The sequence below is a fragment of the Natronospira elongata genome (assembly GCF_034931365.1).
GTDB lineage: Bacteria > Pseudomonadota > Gammaproteobacteria > Natronospirales > Natronospiraceae > Natronospira > Natronospira elongata.
Window position 1 is genome coordinate 95,779 of the sequence record NZ_JAYGII010000001.1, and the last position, 23,716, is coordinate 119,494.

A 23,716-nucleotide genomic window follows, 5' to 3' on the forward strand; every position below is an offset into this window, starting at 1 on the left:
ATCCCCCTTCCCTTGTGACAGGGAAGGGGGATTTTCTTTTTGCTGCCAGCCGGACTCGATCAGTACAGCTACCGTGGCGGTGTGCCTCGCTGTGCCCTTTGGGCGGAGGAGGGCAGGTTTCGCCATTCCATATGCAGCTGATCCATGCGATCCATGTAGCGATTGCGCCGTGAGTCGTCCAGGGCGGGATGGCTCAGGGCCATGCGCATCTGGGTCAGGGCATGGTAGAGGTCGCCATGCTTGTGGAAATAACCGGCCATGTGGAAATGAGACCCCGGAATATCACCCAGGTTGTTACTGGCCTCGGCCATCATTCGGAAATGCCGGGGCTGAGCTCCCGGGCGCCGGGTCAGTCGCTGCAGAAGCGCCAGGGCTTCCTCGGGTTTATCCATCTGAAGCAGGGTGCGAGCGTGGCTCTCCATCAGGACTTCATTATCAGGAAAGAGTTCGGCTGCCCGTTGGAGGAGGGCAAGGGCCTCATCCATCTTGCCCTGGCCCAGGAGGTTTTCAGCATGACCCACATGGTAGGCGATGATGTCAGGCGAGCTCTGGCGGAGTTGATCAAAGACACGGGCTGCTTGTTCATGACGGCCCCGAAACTGGTCTTCCAGTGCCTGCCTGTAGCGTTGCAGGTCCATGGTGAAGCTGGGGCTGGCAGGTGATCGCGCCGGAGTCAGCTGGACCGGGTCACGCCCCGAGCTGACCGCAACGCGGGCGTTGATTCGCTCCCGGGCAAGGTAGAAACGGCGACCTGACTCGTATTCTCCTTCGCTTAGCCGACGTGCCCGATTTCGGGCCTCGGTGATGCGATGAGTGGTGAGGGGGTGGGTGCGCAGGTATTCAGGAACGGCCTGACCTGCGCCGTACTGATGGCGACGCTGAAGCTTCTCGAAGAAGCGGGCCATGCCCTCCGGGTCAAAGCCGGCATCGGCCATCATCTGGATCCCCACCCGGTCGGCTTCATATTCATGGGCGCGGGTGTAGTTGATCTGCCGCTGCAGCTGGAGAGCCTGAGCCGACAACATGGTGGCCATCGCGGCATCGGAGTCGCCGGTATTGGCGGCGATCAGGATGGCGCCCAGCATGGCTCCGAGAGTGGCCAGGCCGCTACCCTGCATGGCGTCGATCTGCCGGGCAATATGGCGCTGGGTGACGTGGGCAATCTCATGGGCCACCACGCCAGCCAGCTCCGCCTCGGTATCGGCGGCCAGGATCAGGCCCGCATTCAGGCCGATATAGCCGCCGGGCAGGGCGAAGGCATTGATTTCGGCACTGCGCATGACGAAAAAGTGAAACTGATCGCCGGGACGTGAGCTGTGGGCGGCAATGTGCTGGCCCAGGTCCCGAACGTACTCCTCGATATCCGGGTCTTCCAGCAGTACGCTGGCCTCCCGCATCCGCCGGACCACTTCCTTGCCGATCTGGTCCTGTTCCCGGGGCGAGAAAACCGTGCTGCTGGCATCCCCCAGGTCCGGGAGCTTGCTGATGTCAAAGGCCTGACCATGGGCGGGTGCCGGCGACAGGTTGAGCGCGGCGGCCAGGACCAGACTGCACAGCTTGGCGACTATCAGGCGCATTCCAGAAACGAGCCTCCCGGAGACGGTGGGTATTCTATCTTGGGACAAGATAACAGGCTTGGCGTTTCACTCAAGTCTGGTGGGCACCGTGAAAAAACCATCCATAACGGCTTGGGCCGGCATTTTATTCAACCCCGCGGGGTGACCCTCGCCGGATGTCAGGTTCCGGCCTGGCGGGCGAAAAAAAACGCCCCGTTGGTGGGGCGTTTTTCCTGAATCGACCTTAGGGTTGTCAGAACCGGTAGCGATACTGTGCGGACAGTATATTGGCAGCCGCCTCGTAGCTCCCGACGATGCGGTCGCCCTGGCCGCCCGTGCGGTCGAAGGGGGTATCGTCACCCAGCATCACATGAACGTAGGCGAAATCCCATTCACTGGATTCAGACGTCTGCCATGTAGCGCCAAGGGCAAGCCAGGTACGATCGTTATCGGGCGTCCGCGGCGGCCGGTTGAACCGGTCGCGTGCCGCTGACTCGTCGTAGGCAATGCCGGCACGGAAGGTCCAGGCATCACTCCTGCGATAGTCCAGGCCGATGGAATAGCGATCCTGGCTCTGGAAGTTGATCGGCTCGACGGAATCGGGCTGGTTGGGATTGTCGAATTCGACCCGCAGCTCATCGAAGCTTTGCCAGCCCATCCGCGTGTAGTCACCAAACAGAGTGATCTGATCAGAGACCTGATGGGCAATGCTCAAGGACAGGGCATCGGGGCTCTCGAATTCAGACGTGATGCGGTCGTCGATGAACAGACCCTGCGTGCTGAAGAGTGTCGGCACGTCACTGAATCGGGCTTTCCCGCTCAGGTCGTGGTCTACCGAGCTTCGGTAGTTCACACCCAGGCGGGTCTCTCCCCAATCGAACAGGGCGCCAGCAGTAAAACCGTAGCCCATGCCGTCGCCCGACAGCTCTACGCGGCCATCCGCCGACTGGGGGCTGAGCCCCTGAGCGCTACAGGTGGTGGGGTCCACCTGAGCGAAGCAGATGGCGCCGAAATCAAGCGCATTACTGAGTGTGGAAATCTCCATGTAATGAATGTTGAGGCCAAGGCCGAGGGAAACCACATCATTGACCTTGTAGGCGATTGAGGGCGCAAGGTTAATGATGCCCAGATCCGACTCAAGGGCCTGATAGCGAAAGATGGAGTCTGAGTCGTACTTAGTCCGTGATCCAAAAGGTACGCTTAGTCCCACGCCGAAGTGCAGCTGATCATTGATCTGCTGGTGGTAATAGGCATTCGGGATGAACGAGAGCTGGCCGATCCGGCCGCCTTCGCCGCCGGAGAGCGGCTGGCCGATGGCATCGGTCGCCGAGTCCTTGGTGAAGTCCATGCGCACATCGTTGCCATGCAGGCTGATGACGAATTCCCGGCCCTCGAGGCGGGTCATGCCGGCCGGGTTGAAGAAGATGGTAGAGGCGTCCTCGGCCAGCGCAGCGCCGCCGGCGAAGGCATGGCCCGCGCCGCGTGCGCCCTGATGGGTAACAGCGAACCCGGCGGCTGAGGCCGCGATCGGGACAGCCGCGGTCGCACCCACCACCAGGACGGCCGTGCAGCAACGCAGGATACTGTGGCTCATTGCTTATTCCCCTCGAAATTTGTTTGTGAACAAACGGCTGTTTGGGCGTCTTCCGGCTGATTCAAGCACAGGGTCACGGAAGAAGCAAGGTGCTCGTTGAGGAGGGCCTGATGCGGTAGAGGGCGGCTTTACGGGGCCCCTGGCATTATGGGCCCTTTACAACCTCCGGATGAGGGGCGATGATTTGCCCCTATCCATCAGGCAGTCTGGACCGGCACATGAATGTCATTAGGGACTGGTTTTACAAGCATTTTTCCGATCCCCAGGTGGTGATTCTGGTCGGCCTGCTGGTGGCGGGCTTCCTGGGCATCGTCTTTGCCGGCCAATATCTGGCCCCGGTGATCGCCAGCGTCATCATCGCCTACCTGCTGGAAGGGGTCATCCAGCCCATGCAGCGGATGGGGATTCCCCGCCTGCTCGCGGTTTCGCTGGTCTTCACTCTTTTCTTTGTGGTTCTACTGTTGCTGATTTTCAGCCTCTTTCCGATCCTGGTCCGCCAGGCGGGGCAGTTGCTGGATCTGGCCCCGGCCATGTTCGCGGAGGGGCAGCGACTGCTGATGACCCTGCCCGAGCGGTATCCGACGCTGTTCAGCGAGACCCAGGTCGAGCGCTTTCTGGAGCAGATCCAGTCGGAAGCCGGGGGATTCACCGATACCGCCCTGCAACAGACGGTGTCTTCGGTCGTCGGCGTCGTGACCCTGTTGGTCTATATGGTCCTCATGCCATTGCTGGTGTTCTTCTTTCTCAAGGACAAGGAATCCATTCTGGACTGGGCCCGGAGCCACTTGCCGCGCCAACGTGGCCTGGCCGCGCGCGTCTGGGAGGAGGTGGATTCCCAGCTGGGCAATTTCATCCGCGGCAAGTTCTGGGAGATCCTGATTGTCTGGGTGGTGACCTACATCACCTTCATGTTCATGGGCCTTAATTTCGCCATGCTGCTGGGCTTCCTGGTGGGGATTTCGGTGCTGATCCCCTATATCGGGGCGGCGGTGATGACGGTGCCGGTGGCTCTGGTGGCCTATTTCCAGTTTGGCTGGAGCGCCGAACTGGCATGGATCCTGGTGGCATATGGGATTATCCAGATGCTGGATGGAAATGTGCTGGTGCCCATCCTGTTCTCCGAGGTGATCAATCTTCACCCTATCGCCATCATTGTGGCGGTCCTCTTTTTCGGCGGCATCTGGGGCTTCTGGGGCGTATTCTTCGCCATTCCCCTGGCCATCCTCTTTCAGGCCGTCCTCAAGGCTTGGCCGAGGCAGTCGCAGGAGGATCCGGAGCAGGACAGCTCGGCGGCCTCCGAATCCTGACTTCGCGGCCCTGCGCTTGCCTTGTTCAGAGCACCTCGGAGGCGTAATCCGCCAGCCGTGAGCGTTCCCCGCGCATGAGGGTGACATGCCCGGAGTGGGCCCAGTTCTTGAACCGGTCCACCACGTAAGTCAGCCCCGAGGTGGTTTCGGTGAGATAGGGGGTATCGATCTGGGCTACATTGCCCAGGCAGATGATCTTGCTGCCTGGCCCGGCCCGGGTGATCAAGGTCTTCATCTGCTTGGGCGTCAGGTTCTGGGCCTCGTCGAGGATGATGAAGCGGTTCAGAAAGGTACGCCCCCGCATGAAATTGAGCGAACGGATCTTGATCCGGCTCTGGAGCAGATCATTGGTTGCCGCCCGCCCCCAGTCCCCACCTTCCTCGGAGCGGGTCAGCACTTCCAGATTGTCCATCAGTGCCCCCATCCAGGGCGTCATTTTCTCTTCCTCCGTGCCCGGCAGGAAGCCGATATCCTCGCCCAGGGGCACGGTGACCCGGGTCATGATGATTTCGCTGTAGATATTTTCTTCAAGGGTCTGGGTCAGGCCGGCGGCCAGTGTCAGCAGGGTCTTGCCGGTACCGGCGGCACCCAGCAGGGAAATGAAATCCACCTCCGGGTCCATCAGCAGATTGAGGGCAAAATTCTGCTCCGTGTTGCGGGCGGTAATGCCCCAGACCGCGTTGCGGGGACTGCGGAAGTCCCGGCTCATCTCCAGAGTCGCAGAGTCGCCGTCCACGGTGCGGACAATGGCCTCGAAATCATCCCCGCCGGTCACGAACTGGTTGGGTTGCCAATCGGCAACCCGGGGGCCACTGAGGCGGTAATAATTGCGCCCGTTCTCGGTCCAGGAATCCATGGCTTCGCCGTGGGTCTCCCAGAAATCCTCGGGCAGTTCGTCCACCCCGGAAAATAGCAGGTCCACATCTTCCAGGACCTTATCGTTGTAGTAGTCCTCCGCCTTGACTCCAACCACCGTGGCCTTGATCCGCAGATTGATGTCTTTGGTCACCAGGATCACCTGGGTGTCCGCACGCTTCCGCTGCAGACCGAGGGTGGTCGCCAGGATGGTGTTGTCCGGTTTATTCCCGGGCAGGGAGTCCGGCAATTTGGCAGGCAAGGGCTCGGTCTGAAAAAACAGGCGGCCTGAGGGCCGGCAATCGGCACCGGCGGATCGGCCAGCCTCCGGCAAGGGCAGGCCGTCAGCCACCTGTTCGCCCTTGGCGCCATGCATGAGCTCATCCAGGAATCGACTGATCTGGCGCACATTTCGCGCTGATTCCGACATCCCCTTCTTGTGGGCGTCCAGCTCCTCAAGTACCACCATGGGGAGGAAGATATCGTGTTCCTCAAAGCGAAAGATGGCGGTGGGGTCGTGCATCAGGACATTGGTGTCGAGCACGAACAGCTTCTTGTCGGAATGGCTCATTTTTACCTCGGGTTGTGGCAGCAGGGATGGCAGTCAGTACTGGTTCAAAGGGCCTTGGCCGCCTCCAGCACTTCCTCTGCATGGCCCTTGACCTTGACCTTCCGCCATTCCTGGCGGAGTACGCCCTCGTCATCGATCAGGAAAGTGCTTCGTTCGATCCCCATGCTCTTCTTGCCGAACATGGTTTTTTCCTTGATGACATCGAACATTCGACACAGCTCTTCATCCTTGTCTGAAAGCAGATGGAAGGGGAAACCCTGTTTGCTTCGGAAATTCTCATGGGCCTTCAGCCCGTCCCGGGAAACCCCCAGAATATCGGTATTGACGGCCTGAAATTCCTGGTGGAGGGCGCTGAAGTCCCGGCCTTCCGTGGTGCAGCCCGGGGTACTGTCCTTGGGGTAGAAGTAAAGCACCAGTTTTCGGCCGCGGAAATCCGAGAGGCCCAGGTCCTGGTCTCCGGTGGCGGGCAGGCTGAAATCGGGGACCTTCTTGCCAATACTGACGGTAGTCATTATTGCTCCTTGTTCATTTACTGATATCGGGATTCAATGCTTTATGGGCTCCATCAGCCCATCCAGATTCAGGCGGTCGCAGAGCTCCATGAAATGATCCCTGACCAGGGTCAGGGGCTGAGCGTCCGGGATGTGGACAGTCATCTGAATGGTCGCCATTGGGGTGTCGGTGTGGTCGGAGACATAACTCTGGGTGACCACCTCCGCCACCTCTACCTCATATTCGCTGAAAAAGCTCAACAGCTCAGTCAGGGTGCCGGTACGATCCCGCGCCACGATATCCACGGTGTAGGGCAGGCGATGGCTCCTCTCCGGACGCGATTCGATGCGTCGCAACTGCAGGTCCAGATCCAGCTCCCGACGCAGGCGCTCCGCTGATGCCTCGAGCCGGGCCAGGGTGTCCCAGCTGCCTGTCAGCCTGGCCACGAAGAGCACATGACCGTCGATCAGGGAGCAGCGGCTGTGGCTGACATTGCAGCCGCTCTGGCTGATATGGCGGGTCAGCCCCTCAAGCAGGCCGGGCCGATTGCTGCCCAGGGCAGAGATAATCAGTGACTGATTCATTGTCCCGTTCTTTCCGATGTGGTTGAGCCGGGGGGTAGTAATGCCGCCGGTCTGCGTTTCAGTCTAACCCGAGCCCGAGGGGCTGAAAACTGCCCAATTGGCCCCGCCGAACAGGATTGGATCAGCTTTGGCTTTTCAGCAGGCCGGACAGTGGGTAAACTGGCGCTTTTTGTGCCGGTAGCAGCGACGGGTTCCGTCCCGGCGGGCCTGCCGGCCCCGTCAGGCGCCTTTCGGCGTCTGCTCTCACAGCTACCGGTTGTCCGGGGCAGGGTCGTGGCCGCGGGAACCGGTTCGTCCGGCAGTTGTCCTGTCCTTTCGGGAATACGCAGGAGTGCAGTGATGTTCGGCGGAAGCATGGTGGCTCTGGTCACTCCGATGAAGTCGGATGGTGCCCTGGATTTCGAGGCCCTTGAGCGCCTGATCGAATTCCACGTCGATGCCGGCACCCGGGCCTTGGTGGTGGCCGGGACCACAGGCGAATCCCCGACGCTGGAAACCGACGAGCACGCCGATCTGATTGGAGAAGCTGTCCGTCTGTCGGCGGGGCGGGTGCCGGTTATCGCAGGCACCGGGTCCAATTCCACCGCCCAGACACTTCACCTGACCCGCAAGGTGGAAGCAATGGGCGTTGATGGGTTCCTGCTGGTGGTGCCGTATTACAACAAGCCCAGCCAGGAGGGGCTCTATCGGCATTTCAGCACGGTGGCGCGGGCAGTGGAAAAGCCGGTGGTGCTCTACAACGTCCCGGGACGAACCAGCTGTGATCTGCTGCCGGAAACGGTGGCCCGACTCGCGGAACTGGATACGGTCGTGGGTCTGAAGGAAGCCACCGGCGACATGCAGCGCCTTCAGGCGCTCCGTGAGCTCTGTGGCGATGAAATCGAGCTCTACAGTGGCGATGATGCCACGGCAATGGATTTCATCCTTGGGGGTGGAATTGGTGATGTATCGGTCACCGCCAATGTAGCACCTGAGCAGATGCAGGCCCTGTGTGATGCCGCCCGCAGTGGCGACCGGGAAAAGGCGGCGGAAATCAATAACCGCCTGATGCCGCTGCATCGGGAGCTCTTTGTGGAATGCAACCCGGTGCCGGTCAAGTGGGCGCTGGCGGAGATGGGCCTGATTCAGCCCGGTATCCGCTTGCCGCTGGTTCCGCTGGCCGAGGAACACCACGAACGTGTGCGGGCGGCCCTCAGGCACGCCGGCATTCTCGACTGAATACCCTATAGATCAGGAATACGCTGCTTCATGTCAACGCTATCTCCGCTTTACCCATCCAGCCTGTCCTACCGGCAGCTTCGGCTGCTGATCATCCTGCTGACCCCCGTGGTCGTGGCCGCCTGTGCTACCCCCATGCACTGTGATGAGCAGGCTGGCGAAGCCTATATGGACCCGCGCATTGGCGAGCCCTTGCTCGACGAAGACGGTGAACCCATTCCGGGCAGTGAACGCTTCCGGGTTCCGGGGGAGGAAACCGCCCGAAGCGGTCATGCCAATCCCTGTCTGGCCATGGCCCCGCGCCTGGTGGAACCGCCCGTGCCGCCGGCCCGTGAAGTCGAGGAAGGGGCATCCTTTGCCGATGTGCGCTATCGCCTCGAAGTGGTCGATGAGGATGGTTTCTCCGACAACGCCGAAGCGTCCACCTTCCGGCTCCGTGTGCGCGGCACCACGCCGCGGGTGGGGGGCTTCGATGCCGGCCTGGCCTTCCAGACCTTGCAGATTGTTGGCGAGCCCCGTTTTGAAGACACCACGGATCGGCCGGGTAACTTCCCCACTGTGCGCGACCCGAAGGATACGGCCGTGTCCGAGGGCTGGGGTCGTTTCGTCAGTCGTGAAGACACCTTCGAGGTCAAGTTGGGCCGCCAGGCCATCCGGCATGACAATGAACGTTTCATTGGCAGCGATTCATTCCGGCAGTTGGAGCAGACATTCAATGCCTTTGGGCTGCGGATCGGTACCGGTGAGCGGGCGCGCTTCCTGGGTCAGTACATTGACCGAATCAATACCGTGCTCGGCCCCAATCATCCCGACGGCCTGGGCCGGATTGACAGCCGCGCGGCGGTTCTGGACCTGGATACCCGAATCGGCGACAACCGGATGGGCATCTACTTCCACAACCTGCGTTTTGACGAAGACGAATGGGAGTCACATCGAAATTATGGCCTGCGTCTGACCGGCCCGGTGCCGTGGACGGAAACCTTCAGCTATCGCCTGGAAGCTGCCGTGCAGCAAGGCGTGCGGGGTGAAGGCCCGGATGATGATCTCGGCTACCAGCACGTCAAGCTGAAACAGGAACTGGATGACTGGAGCTGGTATGTGGGCCGTGAGCGCCTGGGTGGTGATCGGGAATGGGCCTTCCAGACCCCCCTGGCAAGCCTGCATGAGTTCAACGGCAAGGCTGACCGCTTCCTGGTCACGCCCGAGTTCGGTCTCATTGACGTCTACGCCGGCGTTGGATTCCAGCGCTGGGGTTGGGATTTTGATTCCCGCTTCCACCAGTTCCAGGTCGATCAGGGCAGTGGCCGCTACGGCGAGGAGCTGAGCCTGGGCGCCGGACGCGAGCTCTGGGGCCCCCTGCGACTGAATCTGGGCCTGAGTCACTACATGGGCGAGGATCCGGACTTTTACCCGGGTGACGAATACGCCGCAGACCGTACCCGCGCCTGGTTCAGTGTCTCTGCCCGTTTCGAGCCCTGACTAGACGGGGCCGCCTGGCGGCGGCCCCTCCCTTGAGCAGGAAGGGATGAATCGGTTATGATGGCGCGCTTCCGCGGCGCGGAATAGCAAGTCCCGGAGAGGTGTCCGAGCGGTCGAAGGAGCACGCCTGGAAAGCGTGTGTGCGCTACCCGCGTACCGAGGGTTCGAATCCCTCCCTCTCCGCCATTTTTTGATGGGCCACCGATTGAGCGGTGGCTGTCTTGGCGGATCGAAGCCCTGATTCGAACCCGATAGAGGGTTCGACAAATGCGTAAGGAACGTATTTGAGCATTCGCCTTGGGCGAATGCCCCGGAGCGAAGCGGAGGGCGGAGCGCAGGGATGCGCGGAGTCATCCCTCCCTCTCCGCCATTTTTTGATGGGCCACCGAGTCATCGGTGGCTCTTCTGTTTTCGGGCGGCAGCGCCCTTGCCATGTCAATGGTGGTCCGTGCCGGCTCTCCCGCGACGGCCAGCCGCAAACCCCGTCAGGCCCGGAAGGGAGCAGCGGTAGCGGTGACGCCGGGTGCCGGGAATCTGCCGGTGCGGGCCGCCACCCTTTTCGCTCTTTCCCTCACTCACACGCTCCAGTGCCGGGGCCTGCCTGTGATAGAGTAATCGGCCTCATTTCCGCTGGAATCCGTACGCCATGAGCTATCAGGTCCTGGCCCGAAAGTATCGTCCCGCCAGTTTTGCCGAGTTGTCCGGTCAGGAGCATGTACTGCGTGCCCTGGTGAACGCTCTGGACAATGACCGCCTTCACCATGCCTTCCTGTTCACCGGGACCCGCGGCGTGGGCAAGACCACCATTGCGCGGATTCTCGCCAAGTCACTGAACTGCGAGCAGGGCATCAGTTCCACCCCTTGTGGTGAATGCAGCGCCTGCACGGAGATTGCCGAAGGGCGTTTCGTGGATCTGATCGAGGTGGATGCGGCCTCCCGCACCCGGGTGGATGACACGCGCGAGTTGCTCGACAATGTCCAGTATGCTCCCACTCGCGGGCGCTACAAGGTCTATCTCATTGACGAAGTCCACATGCTCTCGGCCCACTCCTTCAACGCCCTGTTGAAGACCCTTGAAGAGCCGCCGCCCCATGTGAAGTTCCTGCTGGCAACCACCGATCCGCAGAAATTGCCGGTGACGGTTCTGTCCCGTTGCCTGCAATTCAATCTCAAGCGTCTGCCGGCGGCCGTCATTCGTGATCAACTGGAACGGATTCTCAAGTCCGAGTCTCTACAGGGCGAGGCGCCGGCCCTGGATTTGATCGCGCGCGCGGCCGATGGCTCCATGCGCGATGCCCTCAGTCTTCTTGATCAGGCCATCGCTTTCGGTGGGGGCCAATTGGGCGAGAGTGATGTTCGCGCCATGCTGGGCACGGTGGAAAGGGATGATGTTCTTCGCATTCTGGAAGCCCTTGCCGAGCGGCGTGCAGAGGCCTTGCTTGACGCGGTGGCCGAGCTGGACACACGGGCGCCAGACTATCTCAGTGTCCTGGATGAGCTGGCCACGGCTCTCCAGCGCATGGCGGTGCTGCAGATGGTGGCTGAGGCAGGTCAGGAATGGGAGGACCGTGAGCGCCTGCTGTCATTGTCTGAGAGACTCAGTCCGGAAGATGCTCAGCTTTATTATCAGATTGCCATTCATGGCCGACGGGACCTGCCGTTGGCGCCAGAGCCCCGGGCCGGTCTGGAGATGACCCTGCTCCGGATGCTGGCTTTCCGCCCCGATACTGCCGAAGAGGGCAGTGCCGGTTCACCCCCCGGGGGCCGGCGTAGCAGACCGGGGGGTGTGAGCTCAGGGGGACAGTTTGCCCCGAAGTCGCAAAATCCCGACCGTTCGCCCTCCAGGGCAGCGGAGTCAGCGTCGGCGCAAGATTCAGTCATGGAGGGGCCGGCGGCCGAGCGTGCTCAAGCGACGCCTTCCGAGCCCGCTGCCGTGGCGCCGGATACTGCCGGGCCCGCATCAAGTGGCGACAAGTCGCCGCCTGGCAATTGGTCGGCCCTGGTCGATGGCCTGGGTCTCAAGGGGCTGGCCCGCCAGTTGGCGGACAATTGCCAGCTGGAAGGCTGGGATGGCGACAATGCCCGCCTGCAGATTGATCCCGCCGGGGCACAGTTGCAGACCCCGGGGGCGGTGGGTCGCCTGGAAAAGGCGCTCGGCCGCTTTCTGGGTCGGCCGGTGAAGGTCCGTATTCGGGTGACCGAGGCGCTGGAAGACACGCCGGCACGTCAGCAGCAGGCCCGCCAGGAGGCCCGTGAGCAGGAGGCCCGTGAATCCATTGAGCGGGACCCCAATCTTCAGGCGCTGCGTGAGGAGTTCGGCGCAGAGCTGGAGCCACGTGCGGTCAGATTCCGTGCCCCCAAGGGGAATGATCAGGCGCCTTCCTGACTCTAAGGAACCTCATGAGGTTCCTTAAGCACTGATCAGAGATTCTCGACACGACGCTAGCAGATTCATGATGATCGGAGGTGACATGAAAGGTGGACTCGGCGGCCTGATGAAGCAGGCCCAGCAGATGCAGGAACAGATGAAGAAGGCCCAGGAAGAACTGGCCAATGTGGAAGTCACCGGCAGCGCCGGCGGTGGCATGGTGGAAGTGGTGCTCAGTGGCCGCCATGAGGTGCGCCGGGTGAGCATTGATGATTCAGCCATGGAAGATGACCGGGAAATGCTGGAAGACCTGATTGCCGCGGCTTTCAATGACGCGGTGCGCAAGGTTGAAGAGACGACCCAGGAGAAGTTTGCCGGAATGAGCAGTGGCCTGGGCGGCATGATGCCGCCGGGCATGAAATTGCCGTTCTGAACCCGGGATGATCTTTTCTCGCCACCTGCAATCCCTGATCGATGCCCTGCGGGCCCTGCCCGGGGTCGGGCCCCGCTCGGCTCAGCGCATGGCTTTCCACATTCTGGAGCGGGACAGGGAAGGGGGCCAGGACCTGGTTCGGGCTCTGACGGCGGCCCTGGACAACGTCAGCCAGTGCGGCCAATGTCGGATGCTGAGCGACGAACCCCTTTGTGGCGTCTGTCGCAGTGACAGGCGGGATGCCGGTTTGATCTGTGTGGTGGAGAGCCCAGCCGATGTAATGGCGATTGAGCAGGCCACGGATTACAGTGGCCGTTATTTCGTGCTCATGGGCCACCTCTCGCCCCTGGACGGGATCGGACCCGAGGAGCTGGGCCTGGAATTGCTGGAACAGCGTCTGGCCTCTGGCGAGGTCAGGGAGCTGATTCTGGCCACCAATCCCACGGTGGAAGGTGAGGCCACGGCCAGTTATCTCATGGACCTGGCTCGCAGTTGCCAGGTGCGTGCCAGCCGGATCGCGCATGGTGTGCCCATTGGTGGTGAGCTGGAGTACGTGGATGGGGGCACCCTGTCCCATGCTTTCCAGGGGCGGCTGGAGATCAAGTAATGGAATCCTGAGGGCAGATGGGAGCCAGCAATGAGTGAAGACAGCATTTTTGGGAAGATTGCCCGCGGCGAGATGGATGCCGACGTGGTCTATGAAAACGAGCAGGTGATTGCCTTTCGGGATATCAATCCTCAGGCCCCCACCCATGTGCTCGTCATCCCCCGCAAGCCCATCGCGACCATCAATGACCTGGAGCCCGGGGACCGGGAGCTGGTGGGCGAGATGTTTCTGGCCGCCAAGGAAGTGGCACGGCTGGAGGGGCTGTCAGAGTCCGGTTACCGGGTGGTCATGAACTGCGGGGAGGGTGCCGGCCAGACGGTCTTTCACATCCATCTTCATGTCCTCGGTGGGCGGGACCTGAAATGGCCGCCCGGCTAGAGCGGGTGTTTTTCCGGGCCAGGGGGCGGCTGACGGCCCTGTTGGTTTTCCTGCTGTTGCTCGCCGTGCCATCGGCCGTCCCCGCTTCCCTGAATGAAACAGGGGAAAGGGAGGCGAAGGTGGCGTGGCTCAAGGGGGTGGCGGCCAATCATCTCTGGCTCGGTATACCTCGTGAGATTGCCGCCAGTACCCGCCTGCGGATTCAACCCGAGCCCAGCCGCCTGGTGTCGGTCGGGCGCGGCATATACGGGCGGCAGCATCGATTGGCGCCTGAAGCGGCTCTGGCCTTTGAGATCATGCGTCAACACGCAAGAGACCAGGGTGTGTCGCTATTACTGGTCTCCAGTTATCGCTCCGTCGATTATCAGGCCGAGCTTGTGGCCCGCCGACTGGAAGAGGGGCGGGACAAACTGCGGATATTTCATGGTTTGGCCCTGCCGGGGTACAGCGAGCACCACAGTGGCTGTGCCGTGGACCTGGCGACGGATGACTACCGGCAACTGGGTCAGGACTTTCGTGAAACGGCAGCCTACGCCTGGCTCAGGGCCAATGCCCGTGATTACGGCTTCCGGGAAAGCTATCCCCGCAACAACAATCAGGGCATCATGCCCGAGCCCTGGCATTGGTATTTTTTCGCCTGCGCCAGGTGAGGGGCCCTTAACCGGACCTGGAGATTGTCGGGTCCCGCTCCTTCAGCGCCTGCATCTGCTCTCTCAAGCGACAGTAGCTTCGGTAGCGTCGGGGACTGATGTGGCCGCTGTCCACCGCCTCTCGGACCGCGCAACCGGGTTCCCTCTGGTGCTGGCAGTCGTTGAATCGACAGCCCACTCCTGCCTCGCGGATCTCCCGAAAAAGCCCGGAGACGGATTCCGGCGGGATGGCAGACAGATGAAAGTCGCGGACGCCCGGGGAGTCAATGAGGCTGGCCTGGTGATCGGGCAGGCGATGGAGGAAGGCGGTTGTGGTGGTATGTCGTCCTTCCCCCGACTTATCGGAGACTGCGCCGGCTCGCGCCACATCTTCGCCCATCAGGCGGTTGAGCAGGGTGGACTTGCCCACGCCCGATTGCCCCACCAGGGCCACCGTATGGCGCTCCAGATGGCGGGCCAGCGTATCCACACCCTCGCCACTGGCGGCTGATACCCGAAACACGGGGTAACCCAGTGGCGGGAATTCCTCCAGCCATTCCGGCCCCTGGTCATCGGCCAGTTCCACCTTGTTGAATACGATCATGGCGCCAAGCCCGGAATATTCGGCGGCTGCCAGATAGCGGTCGACAATGCCCGGTTCGGGGGCCGGTTCCGGCGCAATGACCACGATCAGGGTGTCGAGATTGGCAGCCAGGATCTGCCGCTTGCGTCCGCCACTGGCCTGGCGGCCCAGCTCCGTGTGACGAGGCAGGATGCTGGCAATGACGCCGGCGTTGCCACTTCCACGGTGGATCTCCACAAGATCCCCTGCGACAGGTTTCAGCCGCTTGCCCTTGATACTGCATTCTTCCCGGTGGCCCGACTGTGTCTCCACCAGGGCGTGGCTGCCGTAGCTCGCGATGACCCGTGCCTGTTCCTGCATCCTGCCAAGTCCCCTGTATCCCAGTTTCGGCTGCTAGAATGAAGTCCGGTTCATCCCGAGGAGAGGGAATAATGGCTCAGGACCCGGAAAACCTGATCTGGATTGATCTCGAAATGACTGGGTTGGATACCCAGAACGACAAGATCATTGAGATTGCCACGATCGTTACCGATAAGCATCTTAACACCCTGGCGGAAGGCCCGGTTCTTGCCATCCACCAGCCAGAGGCGGTCATGGCAGGCATGGACGAATGGAATACCCGCCAGCATGGCGGCTCCGGATTGACCGAGCGGGTGAAACAAAGCGATATCAATGAGGCCCAGGCGGAAGCGCAGACTCTGGAATTTCTGGCCCGGTGGGTACCGGAACGGGCCTCACCCATGTGTGGCAATAGCATCTGCCAGGATCGGCGCTTCCTCGCCCGGGAAATGCCAAAGCTGGAGGCCTTTTTTCATTATCGCAACCTCGATGTAAGCACGCTGAAGGAGTTGGCGAAGCGCTGGGCTCCCGAGGTGGCTGCCGGCTTCAACAAGCAGTCCAGTCATCTGGCGCTGGATGATATCCGCGATTCCATTGCGGAGTTGCAGCACTACCGGGAGCACTTTCTCAAGACCGATGTTCCGCACTACGAGCCGTGAGTGAACTACCGGTTTCGCCCGCCTGCGAGCGCAACAAGGGACCGATCCAGGCGGTTCTGAAGTGTGTGTTCGAGCAGCCCGGAGTGATTCTTGAAATCGGCAGTGGTACCGGCCAGCACGCAGTGCATTTTGCCCGTGAGTTGTCCCATCTGGTCTGGCATACCTCCGAGCAGCCAGGAGCTTTATCACCCGTCCAGGCATGGCTGGCCAGCGCGAGATTGTCCAATCTGCATGGGCCCCATGCCCTGGATGTGAGTGCCGCAGAGTGGCCACTGTCCCGGGTGGAGGGCGTCTTTTCCGCCAACACTGCCCATATCATGCACTGGCCCGAGGTGGTTGCCATGTTCCAAGGCGTTGGACGCATTCTCGTCGCTGGCGGTCGCTTTTGCCTGTATGGGCCCTTCATGCGGCATGGTGAGCATAACAGCGAGAGCAACCGGGCTTTTGATGCCAGCCTGCGCCAGCGGGATCCCGGCATGGGGATCCGGGACATCGAAGATCTCAACCGCCTGGCCGGTGATGCCGGTCTGAGCTGGGTGGCGGAGCATGCCATGCCGGCCAATAACCGCCTGCTGGTCTGGCAAAAGGCGCCGGAACGGCCAGAGGAGGGTGCATGACCGGGCATTCGGGGGTTTGGCCTGATTCGACGACGATTGAGGCGGCCGCTGCCCGCATCCGCCCGCACACGTTCCGGACTCCGCTGCTTGCCAATGCTGCCCTGAGCGAGGCAGTGGGTACCGAAATCCTGCTCAAGTGCGAAAATCATCAGGCGGGTGGGGCCTTCAAGGCCCGTGGCGCCTGCAATGCGGTATTTAGCCTCAGCGAAGAGGAGGCGGCCTGCGGCGTGGCGACCCACTCCTCCGGCAACCACGCCATTGCCCTGGCGCGTGCCGCCCGGCTTCGTGGTATCCCGGCCCATGTGGTCATGCCCGAGGGAGCTGCCCGGGCCAAACGGGCGGGCGCGGCGGCCGAGGGTGCCCGGATTTTCGATTGCCCGCCGACCATGGAAGGGCGTATTCAGACACTGGAGGCGGTGATGGCCGACACCGCTGCGACTCTCGTCCATCCTTACGAGGACCCCCGGGTGATCGCCGGCCAGGGAACCGTCGGCCTGGAACTGGCCGCCAGCCTGCGGGCGGGTGACACTGTGCTCGTGCCCCTGGGGGGTGGGGGATTGATCAGCGGCGTGGGTCTCTATCTGCGTCAGCAGCGATCGGATGTACGCCTGATCGGGGTCGAGCCGAGTGGTGCCGATGACGCCCTGCGCTCCCTGCGCGCCGGTCGGGTGGTGCCGGTCAGCCCGAACACCATCGCCGATGGCTTGCGGGCAACTGTGGGAGAACTGAATCGGCAGATCATTGATCAGGTAGTGGACGATATCCTGACCGTGGAAGACGAGGCAATCCTGGCCGCCATGGAAGCTGTCTGGCGGCACAGCCATATGCAGGTCGAACCCTCCGCGGTGGTGGGTGTTGCCGCTCTCATGGCCGGGCGATTACGCCCCGCCGGGCGGGTTATCAGCATCCTCACAGGGGGCAATGTGGACGTGGGGGCCTTCGATTTCTGGCAGGGGTCGGTGCAAGCGTGACATTCTTGCCTTCGGGCGGTCTGAGGAAAGGACAGGAGGCATAATGGCCTGTCGCTTTTGCCGCCAGGTGGCGGGGAGGATGGTGAGATGAGTAAAGAATCACCAGTGGTTGCTCAAGGAACAGAAAAGGGTGGCAGGCACTTCGGAGCCTGGCGGATCGGCTTTCTGTTGCCCTATCTGCTGCCGCCATTGCTGATTGTCGGTGTCGCTCTCGGCGGCGCCTGGGCTTTTCTGCCGGTGTTGGTGGTTTTCGGGCTGATTCCCCTGCTCGATATGGCACTGGGGCGAGACCGGGCCAATCCCGACGAAGAGGCGCTCGAGACTCTCCTCCGGTCTCCCTACTATCGCTTGATACTCCTGCTTTGGCTGCCAGTACAGTATGCCCTCATCACCTGGGCAGTCTGGCAGGCGGGACAGGGCCTGGATTGGTTGACCCTGGCCGGACTGGCCATTTCCACCGGCGTGCTCAGCGGTGGCGTGGGCATTACCGTTGCCCACGAACTGGGGCACAGTCGTCGGCCCCCGGATCGCGCCGTGGCCAGACTGTTGTTGGTCAGCGTGGCTTATCTGCATTTCCTGGTGGAGCACAATCGCGGGCATCATGCCCGGGTGGCGACCCCGGATGATCCGGCCACCGCCCGCTTTGGGGAGAGCTTTTACCGTTTCTGGCCGCGCACGGTGCTGGGAAGCTGGCAGAGTGCCATGGGCTTTGAGCGTGAACGCCTGGACAAGGCCGGCCTGCCGCGTTGGCATCCCCGCAATCAGATGATCTGGGCAGTGCTGGGCCCTCTGGGTCTGGCCATTGCCGCCTGGCTGCTGGCAGGCGGCGCCGGTCTGCTGCTGTTTCTTGTTCAGGCCTTTGTCGCTTTCAGTCTTCTGGAGCTGGTCAATTACATCGAGCACTATGGACTGGAGCGCCAGCGTCGACCCAATGGTGGTTATGCCAAGGTGGATATCCATCATTCCTGGAATGCCAGTGAGCGGTTCACCAATCTGCTCCTGTTTAACCTTCAGCGACATTCGCACCATCATGCTCACAGCCTGACCCCCTATCAGGCCTTGAAGCATTTTGATGAAAGCCCCCAGCTGCCCAGCGGTTATGCCGGGATGATTGTCCTCGCCCTGATTCCGCCGCTGTGGCGGCGTATCATGGACCCGCGGGCTCGCCATTATCGCGAGCAGGTCCTCGGCCTGAACAAGGAGTCGATATGAAGTCTGTGATGCCGTCCTTGCTTGTGCTGCTCCTGGCGCCAGGGTTGATTTTGGCTGCCGACAGTGGCGTCGAAGGTCTCTGGTGGACCGAAGATCGGGAGGCGGTGGTGGAAACCCGCATCGTTGATGAGCAATTGACCGGGCGAATCATCTGGCTCGAGCAGCCCTACCATGACGATGGGGACCGGGAAGGGGAGTTGCTCCGAGACCGGGAGAACCCGGAATCGGATCGCCGTGATCAACCGGTGCTGGGCATGACCATTCTCTCGGGATTTGAAAAACACCGGGAAGGCGATTGGCGGCGTGGTGAGGCCTATGATCCGGATAACGGTCGAACCTACAGCGCCCGTGTTCGTCTGCAGGATGACGGCGCGACCTTGCGGCTTCGCGGTTATGTCGGGAGCCCGGTATTTGGCCGCAGTGCTCACTGGGAAAGGCTTGAGGGACAACCGCCCCGGGATAGCGGCATGCATGTGGATGAACTGGGAGAGCGTCAATGATTGAAGATCCAGCCAGTCGGGATCACGAGGACCATCACCTGCAACTGCGAAACCTTCACCACGACGACTATGAAGACGTGGCGGAGATCATGAATCAGGTCTATGCCGGCATGGGTGGTGCCTGGGACCGGGACGAATTCAACGCCCTCCTGGCCCGTTTTCCGGAAGGGCAGATCGGCATGGAAGACAAGGGCAAAGTGGTTGCCGCCGCCATCACCTTGATCGTGGACTACGGTCGCTTTGGTGATCACCACAGTTATCGCCAGATCACCGGTAACGGTACATTCTCCACTCATGACCCCACAGGTGACGTCATGTACGGGGTGGATGTTTTTGTTCACCCTGAATACCGTGACATGCGGTTGGGCCGGCGCCTCTATGATGCGCGCAAGGAGCTATGCCGGAATCTCAATCTGCGGGCGATTGTCGCTGGTGGTCGAATCCCGGGTTATCGTGATCATGCCAATGAAATCTCACCCGAGGAATATATTGAGCTGGTCAAAAGGCGGGAAATCCGCGACCCCATACTCAGTTTCCAGTTGGCCAATGACTTTCATGTGCGGCGGGTGATTCGCGACTACATTCCGGATGACGATGCCTCACAGGGCTTCGCCACCGTGCTGCAGTGGAACAATATCTTCTATGAGGACCGTTCACCGCCGCTGATTGGTGAGCAGAAGACCAATGTGCGGGTGGGCACTGTGCAGTGGCAGATGCGCCGGGTTCGGTCGCTGGAAGAGCTCATGCAGCAGGCGGAGTTCTTTGTGGATGCCATGGGCGGCTATAACGCCGATTTCGTGGCCTTTCCGGAGCTTTTCAATGCGCCCCTCCTGGGCTTTTTTGATCAGGGCAATCCGGCCGAAGCCATACGGGGCCTTGCCGGTTATACCGAGGAGATCGCGGATGAAATGCAGCAACTCGCGGTCTCCTACAATATCAATATCATCGGTGGTTCCATGCCGGTCTATGAAGACCAGAAGCTCTACAATGTAGCTTTTCTTTTTCGCCGGGATGGGACCCAGGAACGTCAGTACAAACTGCATGTGACGCCCGATGAGCGCGCTTACTGGGGTACGGTAGGGGGGAGTTCACTCAAGGTCTTTGATACGGATGTTGGCAAGATCGGTATTCTGGTCTGTTATGACTGTGAGTTCCCGGAACTTTCCAGGATTCTCATGGATAAGGGAATGCAGATTCTCTTCGTGCCCTACTGGGTGGATACCAAGAATGGCTACTTGCGGGTCCGCCGCTGCGCCCAGGCCAGGGCCGTGGAAAATGAATGCTATGTGGCGATAACCGGCAGTGTGGGCAATTTGCCAAAGATCGAGAATGCCGATATCCAGTATTCCCAGACCGCGGTGTTTACACCAGCGGATTTTGCCTTCCCCCATGACGGGGTAGCAGCGGAATCCACACCCAATACCGAAATGACCCTGATTGTTGATCTGGACCTGGAAAAGCTCAAGGAGCTACGGAACGAGGGCTCTGTGAGAAACTTCCGCGACCGTCGCCTGGACCTTTATCGAATCGATTGGTTGGGGAGAAACGAGGATGAGGATAGGGATATGGAGGGAACCCAGCATTAGGGGCCTTCCGAGCCAGAACCTACTCAAGTGTAGGTCCTGGAACTCGGGGCTGGTGGGCCTGTTCAAACTCGAATAAGCCGGCGGATTTTTCCAAGCAGACGCTCAAAATCGATGGGCTTGTGTTCGTAATCCTCACAGCCGGCATCCAGGGCCTGCTGCCGGTGACCGCTCATGGCGTGAGCTGAGAGACCAACCACCGGGATATCCCGTGTGGCGGGATCAGCCTTGAGTCGTTTAGTCACTTCCCAGCCATCCAGAGTAGGCAGAGTCATATCCATTAGAATCAGGCTGGGTCGGAGAGATCTGGCCGCCTCCAGGGCATCCGGCCCGTCGCGGACGACTGTGGCCTCGATTCCCTCCAGCTTGAGGTGGCGGAGGACGATGTCACTGTTCACATCATTGTCTTCCACAACCAGAATACGGACACCCGCGGCGACCTCTTTGTCACTCTGGTCATTGCCGATCTGTTCGGGAGAGTGACTATCATTGGTGGGGTTGCCATGGGAGGCTGGGCCTTGCCCGTCATCTGGCGCCTTGATTGGCAGTTCCACGGTAAATCGCGAGCCCTTGCCCGGCTGACTGCTGACCGAAATCTCGCCACCCAGTAGATGGCAAAGACCTCGGGTGACGGACAGCCCGAGGCCGGTGCCCCCGAACCGCCGGGAGATACTGTCATCCGCCTGGGTAAAGGAATCGAAGACCCGCCGTGTCTGCTCCGGCGTCATGCCAATGCCGGAATCACTCACGGTGAAGCGCACATGGTCATTCTGACTTTCCGCCGCCAGGTGGATTTCCCCCTGTTCCGTGAATTTGGCCGCATTGGCCAAAAGATTAAACAGAATCTGCCGAAGACGCACCGGGTCCGTTTGCATCTGACTCAGCTGTGGATCGCAGTCCAGACTAAGCTGATTGCCGTTCTCTTCCACCTGGGGCTGGATCATCCCCGCCACATCATCAAGCAATTCGGGGATTAGCGTACCGACCACGCGAATCTCGGTCTTTCCGGCCTCAATGCGGGACAGATCCAGCAGTTCATTGATCAGGGTAAGCAGGTGCTGCCCGGCGGAGCGTATCCGTTGGACATCATCGATATAACCGGATAGCCGACTCTGCTCCAGTTCCTTGGAAAGGATTTCGCTGTAGCCAATAATCGCATTCAAGGGTGTCCGTAGCTCATGGGACATCCTTGCGAGAAATTCGCTTTTGATGGCGTTGGCTTTCTCGGCATCTTCAACGGCTTGCTTGAGGTTCTTCTCGGCGATCCGGAGCCGACAGATAGCCTCTTCGGCGCGTATGTTTTCCTCTCGGAGTTGTTCCAGGTGTCTCGCCCTTCCCAATGCAGAGATGGCATGCTCCCGGATTCTCGCCAGATGCTCGGCGTCGCGGCTCTGAAATGCACGCTTGTCCGGCGCATTGGTCAAGATCAGAAAGCCTTCCACATGCTGGTCGATGGAAATCGTCATGGCAATCATGGACACCATGGGCAGTTCACCCCCATGGAGCTCAGCGCTGGTCAGCGGTGGTCGTGGGTCATGCAGATGCACGCCCTTGGCGATTTCCTGGGCGCCACCAGTGAAGCGATCCATTGCCGCCTCGAATTCGAGGTGTTCCGAAGACAGTTCCGAGGCAAGAACACCGTAGCTACTGGCCGCATGGAAATGCCGCGTGCTCGGATCCAGGATCAGTATCAGGCCCTGGTCGGCATTGCCGAAAAAGCCCATGGTTTTCTGTAGCAGCACTGAGAGGACATCATTGAACGAATCTCGGGAATTGATTGCTGCTACGATGCCGTCCAGGGTGGAGAGCTCGAGATTTTTGGCCTCAATGGTTCGATTGGCTTGAACTTTGACGCGATATCGATTCCAGGTGACGCCAATCAGAATGAGCAGTAGCAGACTCCCACCGAGCGCAGAATTGCGGACCAGTGTGTCAAATCGGCGTTGCTCTTCCAGCAGGGCGATCTCCCGTTCCTTGCGGTTGGTTTCAAAGCGGGCATTCATCGCCTCGATTTCCCGCTGTCGTTCAGTATCGAAGAGCTTGGCGCTGGTCTCGTTTGCCTGCCGGCTGTATTCCAGGGCCTGGCGATAGTTCTCCATCTCACCATGGCGGTCGGCGAGATTGCTGTAGAGAATCCGCAGTAGATTGAGTTCTTCCTGCTCTTCGGCAACCTCCAGGCTCTCGTAGTAATAGGGCATGGCTTCTTCCATTTGCCCCGCGTGCCTCAGTATTTGGGCCTTGTTCAGTAGAGAGCGGGCCACGCCGAGGCGGTCCCCAACTTGCTTCTGCAGGGCAACGGCCCGGTCGATCCATTCGAGGGCTTGCTCGGAATCCTCCGCGAAATGATGGAGCACGGCAATATTACTGTAGGTGCCGGCCATGTCCCGGAGATTTCCGGTTTCTTCTCTCAGATCGATACTTTGCCTATAGGCGTCAAGTGCTTCCTCGGTATTGCCTTGCTGGCGTTGCAGGGTGCCCATGTTATTGAGCAGTGTCGCCATTCCATCCAGGTTGCCGGCCGCTTCGTGTTCCAGCATGGACTGCTGGTAGTAATCCATGGCGCGCTCAACATTGCCCTGACTGTCGTGCACCCGGCCCATGCGGTTCAGGGTTTCTGCCCGTCCTGCAAGGTTCTCGCTTCGATCATATAAATCAAAGGCTTGCTGGAAGGCATCCAGAGCCTGTTGATATTCACCTTGATAGAACTTGATGGCGCCGCGCAGCTTGAGCCCGCGGGCGAGCAGGTCGTGTTCCTCCATGCGGTCAAGATAGGAAGCAGCATCGTCCAGCAGCACCAGGGCGTCATCGTGGCCGCCCAGGACCTCCAGGGCCTCGGCGATCACGATCCGGGCCTTGGCCGCCTTGAGTTCGTCATTGGCCTCAAGGGCGATTTCCAGTGCATCCCGGGCCAGTTCCAGGGACTTTGCGGGCTCGCTGTTCCGGAGGTCGGTGGCACGTTCCAGCCGGCTGCCGTCGGCAGAAGAGGGTTGGCTCCAGCCAGCAGAAGCACACAGGAGTAGGGTAAGCAGCAATAGGGTGGAAAGTGGAGTCCGTCGCATGTGCAGCCACGTCATTGTGAATCGCTTCCCCGTCTTGGGGCCAAGCCGGCTTTGGCCACCGGGATCTCAGCTCTCACATTGCCGGACTGGCCGCCTTGGCGCAAGTCGGGCCGGCGTGTCGA

The 23,716-nt window shown here is 60.8% G+C and carries 21 protein-coding genes, 1 tRNA gene and 1 other RNA gene; 16 read left to right on the forward strand and 7 right to left on the reverse strand.

The window, feature by feature from the left end; genetic code table 11:
- Positions 1 to 68 precede the first annotated feature (68 nt).
- Both VCB98_RS00515 and VCB98_RS00520 read right to left on the reverse strand, forming a co-directional pair.
- On the reverse strand, positions 69 to 1,577 hold the full coding sequence (locus VCB98_RS00515; protein ID WP_346049352.1) for a beta-barrel assembly-enhancing protease: 1,509 nt from the start codon (positions 1,575 to 1,577) through the stop codon (positions 69 to 71).
- 232 nt (positions 1,578 to 1,809) lie between these two features.
- Positions 1,810 to 3,150, reverse strand: coding sequence for an OmpP1/FadL family transporter (locus tag VCB98_RS00520; protein ID WP_346049354.1), 1,341 nt, complete (start codon positions 3,148 to 3,150; stop codon positions 1,810 to 1,812).
- A 218-nt stretch (positions 3,151 to 3,368) separates the two neighbouring features.
- Between VCB98_RS00520 and VCB98_RS00525 the strand changes: the two genes are divergently transcribed.
- Positions 3,369 to 4,457 carry an AI-2E family transporter gene (locus VCB98_RS00525; protein WP_346049356.1) on the forward strand — a complete coding sequence of 363 codons (1,089 nt, stop codon included), beginning with the start codon at positions 3,369 to 3,371 and terminating at the stop codon, positions 4,455 to 4,457.
- Positions 4,458 to 4,482: 25 nt separating this feature from the next.
- Here VCB98_RS00525 and VCB98_RS00530 read toward each other — a convergent pair whose 3' ends face one another.
- The 3 genes from VCB98_RS00530 to VCB98_RS00540 are packed head-to-tail and all read right to left on the reverse strand — an operon-like array spanning position 4,483 to position 6,959.
- The gene (locus VCB98_RS00530) at positions 4,483 to 5,883 is read right to left on the reverse strand and encodes a PhoH family protein (protein ID WP_346049358.1); all 1,401 of its coding nucleotides are present in this window, start codon (positions 5,881 to 5,883) and stop codon (positions 4,483 to 4,485) included.
- Positions 5,884 to 5,927: 44 nt separating this feature from the next.
- Positions 5,928 to 6,395, reverse strand: coding sequence for a peroxiredoxin (locus VCB98_RS00535; RefSeq protein ID WP_346049360.1), 468 nt, complete (start codon positions 6,393 to 6,395; stop codon positions 5,928 to 5,930).
- A 33-nt stretch (positions 6,396 to 6,428) separates the two neighbouring features.
- Positions 6,429 to 6,959 carry a glycine cleavage system transcriptional repressor gene (locus tag VCB98_RS00540; protein ID WP_346049362.1) on the reverse strand — a complete coding sequence of 177 codons (531 nt, stop codon included), beginning with the start codon at positions 6,957 to 6,959 and terminating at the stop codon, positions 6,429 to 6,431.
- A 339-nt stretch (positions 6,960 to 7,298) separates the two neighbouring features.
- Here VCB98_RS00540 and dapA point away from each other — a divergent pair, with 339 nt between their 5' ends.
- From dapA to VCB98_RS00585, 9 genes are all read left to right on the forward strand, one after another.
- Positions 7,299 to 8,177: a 4-hydroxy-tetrahydrodipicolinate synthase gene (dapA, locus tag VCB98_RS00545; RefSeq protein WP_346049364.1), complete on the forward strand. Its 879-nt coding sequence runs from the start codon at positions 7,299 to 7,301 to the stop codon at positions 8,175 to 8,177.
- A gap of 30 nt (positions 8,178 to 8,207) precedes the next feature.
- Positions 8,208 to 9,656, forward strand: a complete 1,449-nt coding sequence (locus tag VCB98_RS00550) for an alginate export family protein (protein WP_346049366.1) — start codon at positions 8,208 to 8,210, stop codon at positions 9,654 to 9,656.
- A gap of 95 nt (positions 9,657 to 9,751) precedes the next feature.
- Positions 9,752 to 9,842: transfer RNA gene (locus tag VCB98_RS00555), tRNA-Ser, on the forward strand.
- Between the two features lie 263 nt (positions 9,843 to 10,105).
- An RNA gene (gene ffs / locus VCB98_RS00560) (signal recognition particle sRNA small type) lies at positions 10,106 to 10,202 on the forward strand.
- A gap of 100 nt (positions 10,203 to 10,302) precedes the next feature.
- On the forward strand, positions 10,303 to 12,042 hold the full coding sequence (dnaX, locus tag VCB98_RS00565) for a DNA polymerase III subunit gamma/tau (RefSeq protein WP_346049368.1): 1,740 nt from the start codon (positions 10,303 to 10,305) through the stop codon (positions 12,040 to 12,042).
- Between the two features lie 85 nt (positions 12,043 to 12,127).
- Positions 12,128 to 12,457 (forward strand): YbaB/EbfC family nucleoid-associated protein, encoded by a 330-nt coding sequence (locus VCB98_RS00570; protein WP_346049370.1) that lies wholly within the window; start codon positions 12,128 to 12,130, stop codon positions 12,455 to 12,457.
- 7 nt (positions 12,458 to 12,464) lie between these two features.
- On the forward strand, positions 12,465 to 13,064 hold the full coding sequence (gene recR, locus VCB98_RS00575) for a recombination mediator RecR (protein WP_346049372.1): 600 nt from the start codon (positions 12,465 to 12,467) through the stop codon (positions 13,062 to 13,064).
- Between the two features lie 30 nt (positions 13,065 to 13,094).
- On the forward strand, positions 13,095 to 13,442 hold the full coding sequence (locus VCB98_RS00580) for a histidine triad nucleotide-binding protein (protein WP_346049374.1): 348 nt from the start codon (positions 13,095 to 13,097) through the stop codon (positions 13,440 to 13,442).
- Positions 13,427 to 14,092, forward strand: a complete 666-nt coding sequence (locus VCB98_RS00585) for a M15 family metallopeptidase (protein ID WP_346049376.1) — start codon at positions 13,427 to 13,429, stop codon at positions 14,090 to 14,092. Before VCB98_RS00580 ends, VCB98_RS00585 begins: the two co-directional genes overlap by 16 nt.
- Positions 14,093 to 14,099: 7 nt before the next feature.
- On the opposite strand, the gene rsgA is transcribed toward VCB98_RS00585, so the two are convergent.
- Complete coding sequence (rsgA, locus tag VCB98_RS00590; protein WP_346049378.1) at positions 14,100 to 15,014, reverse strand: ribosome small subunit-dependent GTPase A; 915 nt, start codon at positions 15,012 to 15,014, stop codon at positions 14,100 to 14,102.
- Positions 15,015 to 15,085: 71 nt separating this feature from the next.
- Between rsgA and orn the strand changes: the two genes are divergently transcribed.
- The 6 genes from orn to VCB98_RS00620 all read left to right on the forward strand — a co-directional run bounded on the left by orn (position 15,086) and on the right by VCB98_RS00620 (position 20,538).
- On the forward strand, positions 15,086 to 15,652 hold the full coding sequence (orn, locus tag VCB98_RS00595) for an oligoribonuclease (RefSeq protein ID WP_346049380.1): 567 nt from the start codon (positions 15,086 to 15,088) through the stop codon (positions 15,650 to 15,652).
- Positions 15,649 to 16,269: a DUF938 domain-containing protein gene (locus VCB98_RS00600; RefSeq protein WP_346049382.1), complete on the forward strand. Its 621-nt coding sequence runs from the start codon at positions 15,649 to 15,651 to the stop codon at positions 16,267 to 16,269. Before orn ends, VCB98_RS00600 begins: the two co-directional genes overlap by 4 nt.
- Positions 16,266 to 17,240, forward strand: a complete 975-nt coding sequence (locus VCB98_RS00605) for a pyridoxal-phosphate dependent enzyme (RefSeq protein ID WP_346049384.1) — start codon at positions 16,266 to 16,268, stop codon at positions 17,238 to 17,240. The genes VCB98_RS00600 and VCB98_RS00605 overlap by 4 nt, the downstream gene beginning before the upstream one ends.
- A gap of 87 nt (positions 17,241 to 17,327) precedes the next feature.
- Positions 17,328 to 18,452, forward strand: coding sequence for an alkane 1-monooxygenase (locus tag VCB98_RS00610; RefSeq protein WP_346049386.1), 1,125 nt, complete (start codon positions 17,328 to 17,330; stop codon positions 18,450 to 18,452).
- The gene (locus VCB98_RS00615; RefSeq protein WP_346049388.1) at positions 18,449 to 18,952 is read left to right on the forward strand and encodes a DUF2147 domain-containing protein; all 504 of its coding nucleotides are present in this window, start codon (positions 18,449 to 18,451) and stop codon (positions 18,950 to 18,952) included. The genes VCB98_RS00610 and VCB98_RS00615 overlap by 4 nt, the downstream gene beginning before the upstream one ends.
- The gene (locus VCB98_RS00620; RefSeq protein ID WP_346049390.1) at positions 18,949 to 20,538 is read left to right on the forward strand and encodes a carbon-nitrogen hydrolase family protein; all 1,590 of its coding nucleotides are present in this window, start codon (positions 18,949 to 18,951) and stop codon (positions 20,536 to 20,538) included. The genes VCB98_RS00615 and VCB98_RS00620 overlap by 4 nt, the downstream gene beginning before the upstream one ends.
- A 62-nt stretch (positions 20,539 to 20,600) precedes the next feature.
- On the opposite strand, the gene VCB98_RS00625 is transcribed toward VCB98_RS00620, so the two are convergent.
- The gene (locus VCB98_RS00625) at positions 20,601 to 23,594 is read right to left on the reverse strand and encodes a tetratricopeptide repeat protein (protein ID WP_346049392.1); all 2,994 of its coding nucleotides are present in this window, start codon (positions 23,592 to 23,594) and stop codon (positions 20,601 to 20,603) included.
- Between the last annotated feature and the right edge of the window lie 122 nt (positions 23,595 to 23,716).

Bases quoted from the DNA above. Each gene is read 5' to 3' on its own strand.
- VCB98_RS00515 (WP_346049352.1), bottom strand. From the start codon at position 1,577: ATGCGCCTGATAGTCGCCAAGCTGTGCAGTCTGGTCCTGGCCGCCGCG.
- VCB98_RS00520 (WP_346049354.1), bottom strand. From the start codon at position 3,150: ATGAGCCACAGTATCCTGCGTTGCTGCACGGCCGTCCTGGTGGTGGGT.
- VCB98_RS00525 (WP_346049356.1), top strand. From the start codon at position 3,369: ATGAATGTCATTAGGGACTGGTTTTACAAGCATTTTTCCGATCCCCAG.
- VCB98_RS00530 (WP_346049358.1), bottom strand. From the start codon at position 5,883: ATGAGCCATTCCGACAAGAAGCTGTTCGTGCTCGACACCAATGTCCTG.
- VCB98_RS00535 (WP_346049360.1), bottom strand. From the start codon at position 6,395: ATGACTACCGTCAGTATTGGCAAGAAGGTCCCCGATTTCAGCCTGCCC.
- VCB98_RS00540 (WP_346049362.1), bottom strand. From the start codon at position 6,959: ATGAATCAGTCACTGATTATCTCTGCCCTGGGCAGCAATCGGCCCGGC.
- dapA (WP_346049364.1), top strand. From the start codon at position 7,299: ATGTTCGGCGGAAGCATGGTGGCTCTGGTCACTCCGATGAAGTCGGAT.
- VCB98_RS00550 (WP_346049366.1), top strand. From the start codon at position 8,208: ATGTCAACGCTATCTCCGCTTTACCCATCCAGCCTGTCCTACCGGCAG.
- dnaX (WP_346049368.1), top strand. From the start codon at position 10,303: ATGAGCTATCAGGTCCTGGCCCGAAAGTATCGTCCCGCCAGTTTTGCC.
- VCB98_RS00570 (WP_346049370.1), top strand. From the start codon at position 12,128: ATGAAAGGTGGACTCGGCGGCCTGATGAAGCAGGCCCAGCAGATGCAG.
- recR (WP_346049372.1), top strand. From the start codon at position 12,465: ATGATCTTTTCTCGCCACCTGCAATCCCTGATCGATGCCCTGCGGGCC.
- VCB98_RS00580 (WP_346049374.1), top strand. From the start codon at position 13,095: ATGAGTGAAGACAGCATTTTTGGGAAGATTGCCCGCGGCGAGATGGAT.
- VCB98_RS00585 (WP_346049376.1), top strand. From the start codon at position 13,427: ATGGCCGCCCGGCTAGAGCGGGTGTTTTTCCGGGCCAGGGGGCGGCTG.
- rsgA (WP_346049378.1), bottom strand. From the start codon at position 15,014: ATGCAGGAACAGGCACGGGTCATCGCGAGCTACGGCAGCCACGCCCTG.
- orn (WP_346049380.1), top strand. From the start codon at position 15,086: ATGGCTCAGGACCCGGAAAACCTGATCTGGATTGATCTCGAAATGACT.
- VCB98_RS00605 (WP_346049384.1), top strand. From the start codon at position 16,266: ATGACCGGGCATTCGGGGGTTTGGCCTGATTCGACGACGATTGAGGCG.
- VCB98_RS00610 (WP_346049386.1), top strand. From the start codon at position 17,328: ATGAGTAAAGAATCACCAGTGGTTGCTCAAGGAACAGAAAAGGGTGGC.
- VCB98_RS00615 (WP_346049388.1), top strand. From the start codon at position 18,449: ATGAAGTCTGTGATGCCGTCCTTGCTTGTGCTGCTCCTGGCGCCAGGG.
- VCB98_RS00620 (WP_346049390.1), top strand. From the start codon at position 18,949: ATGATTGAAGATCCAGCCAGTCGGGATCACGAGGACCATCACCTGCAA.
- VCB98_RS00625 (WP_346049392.1), bottom strand. From the start codon at position 23,594: ATGCGACGGACTCCACTTTCCACCCTATTGCTGCTTACCCTACTCCTG.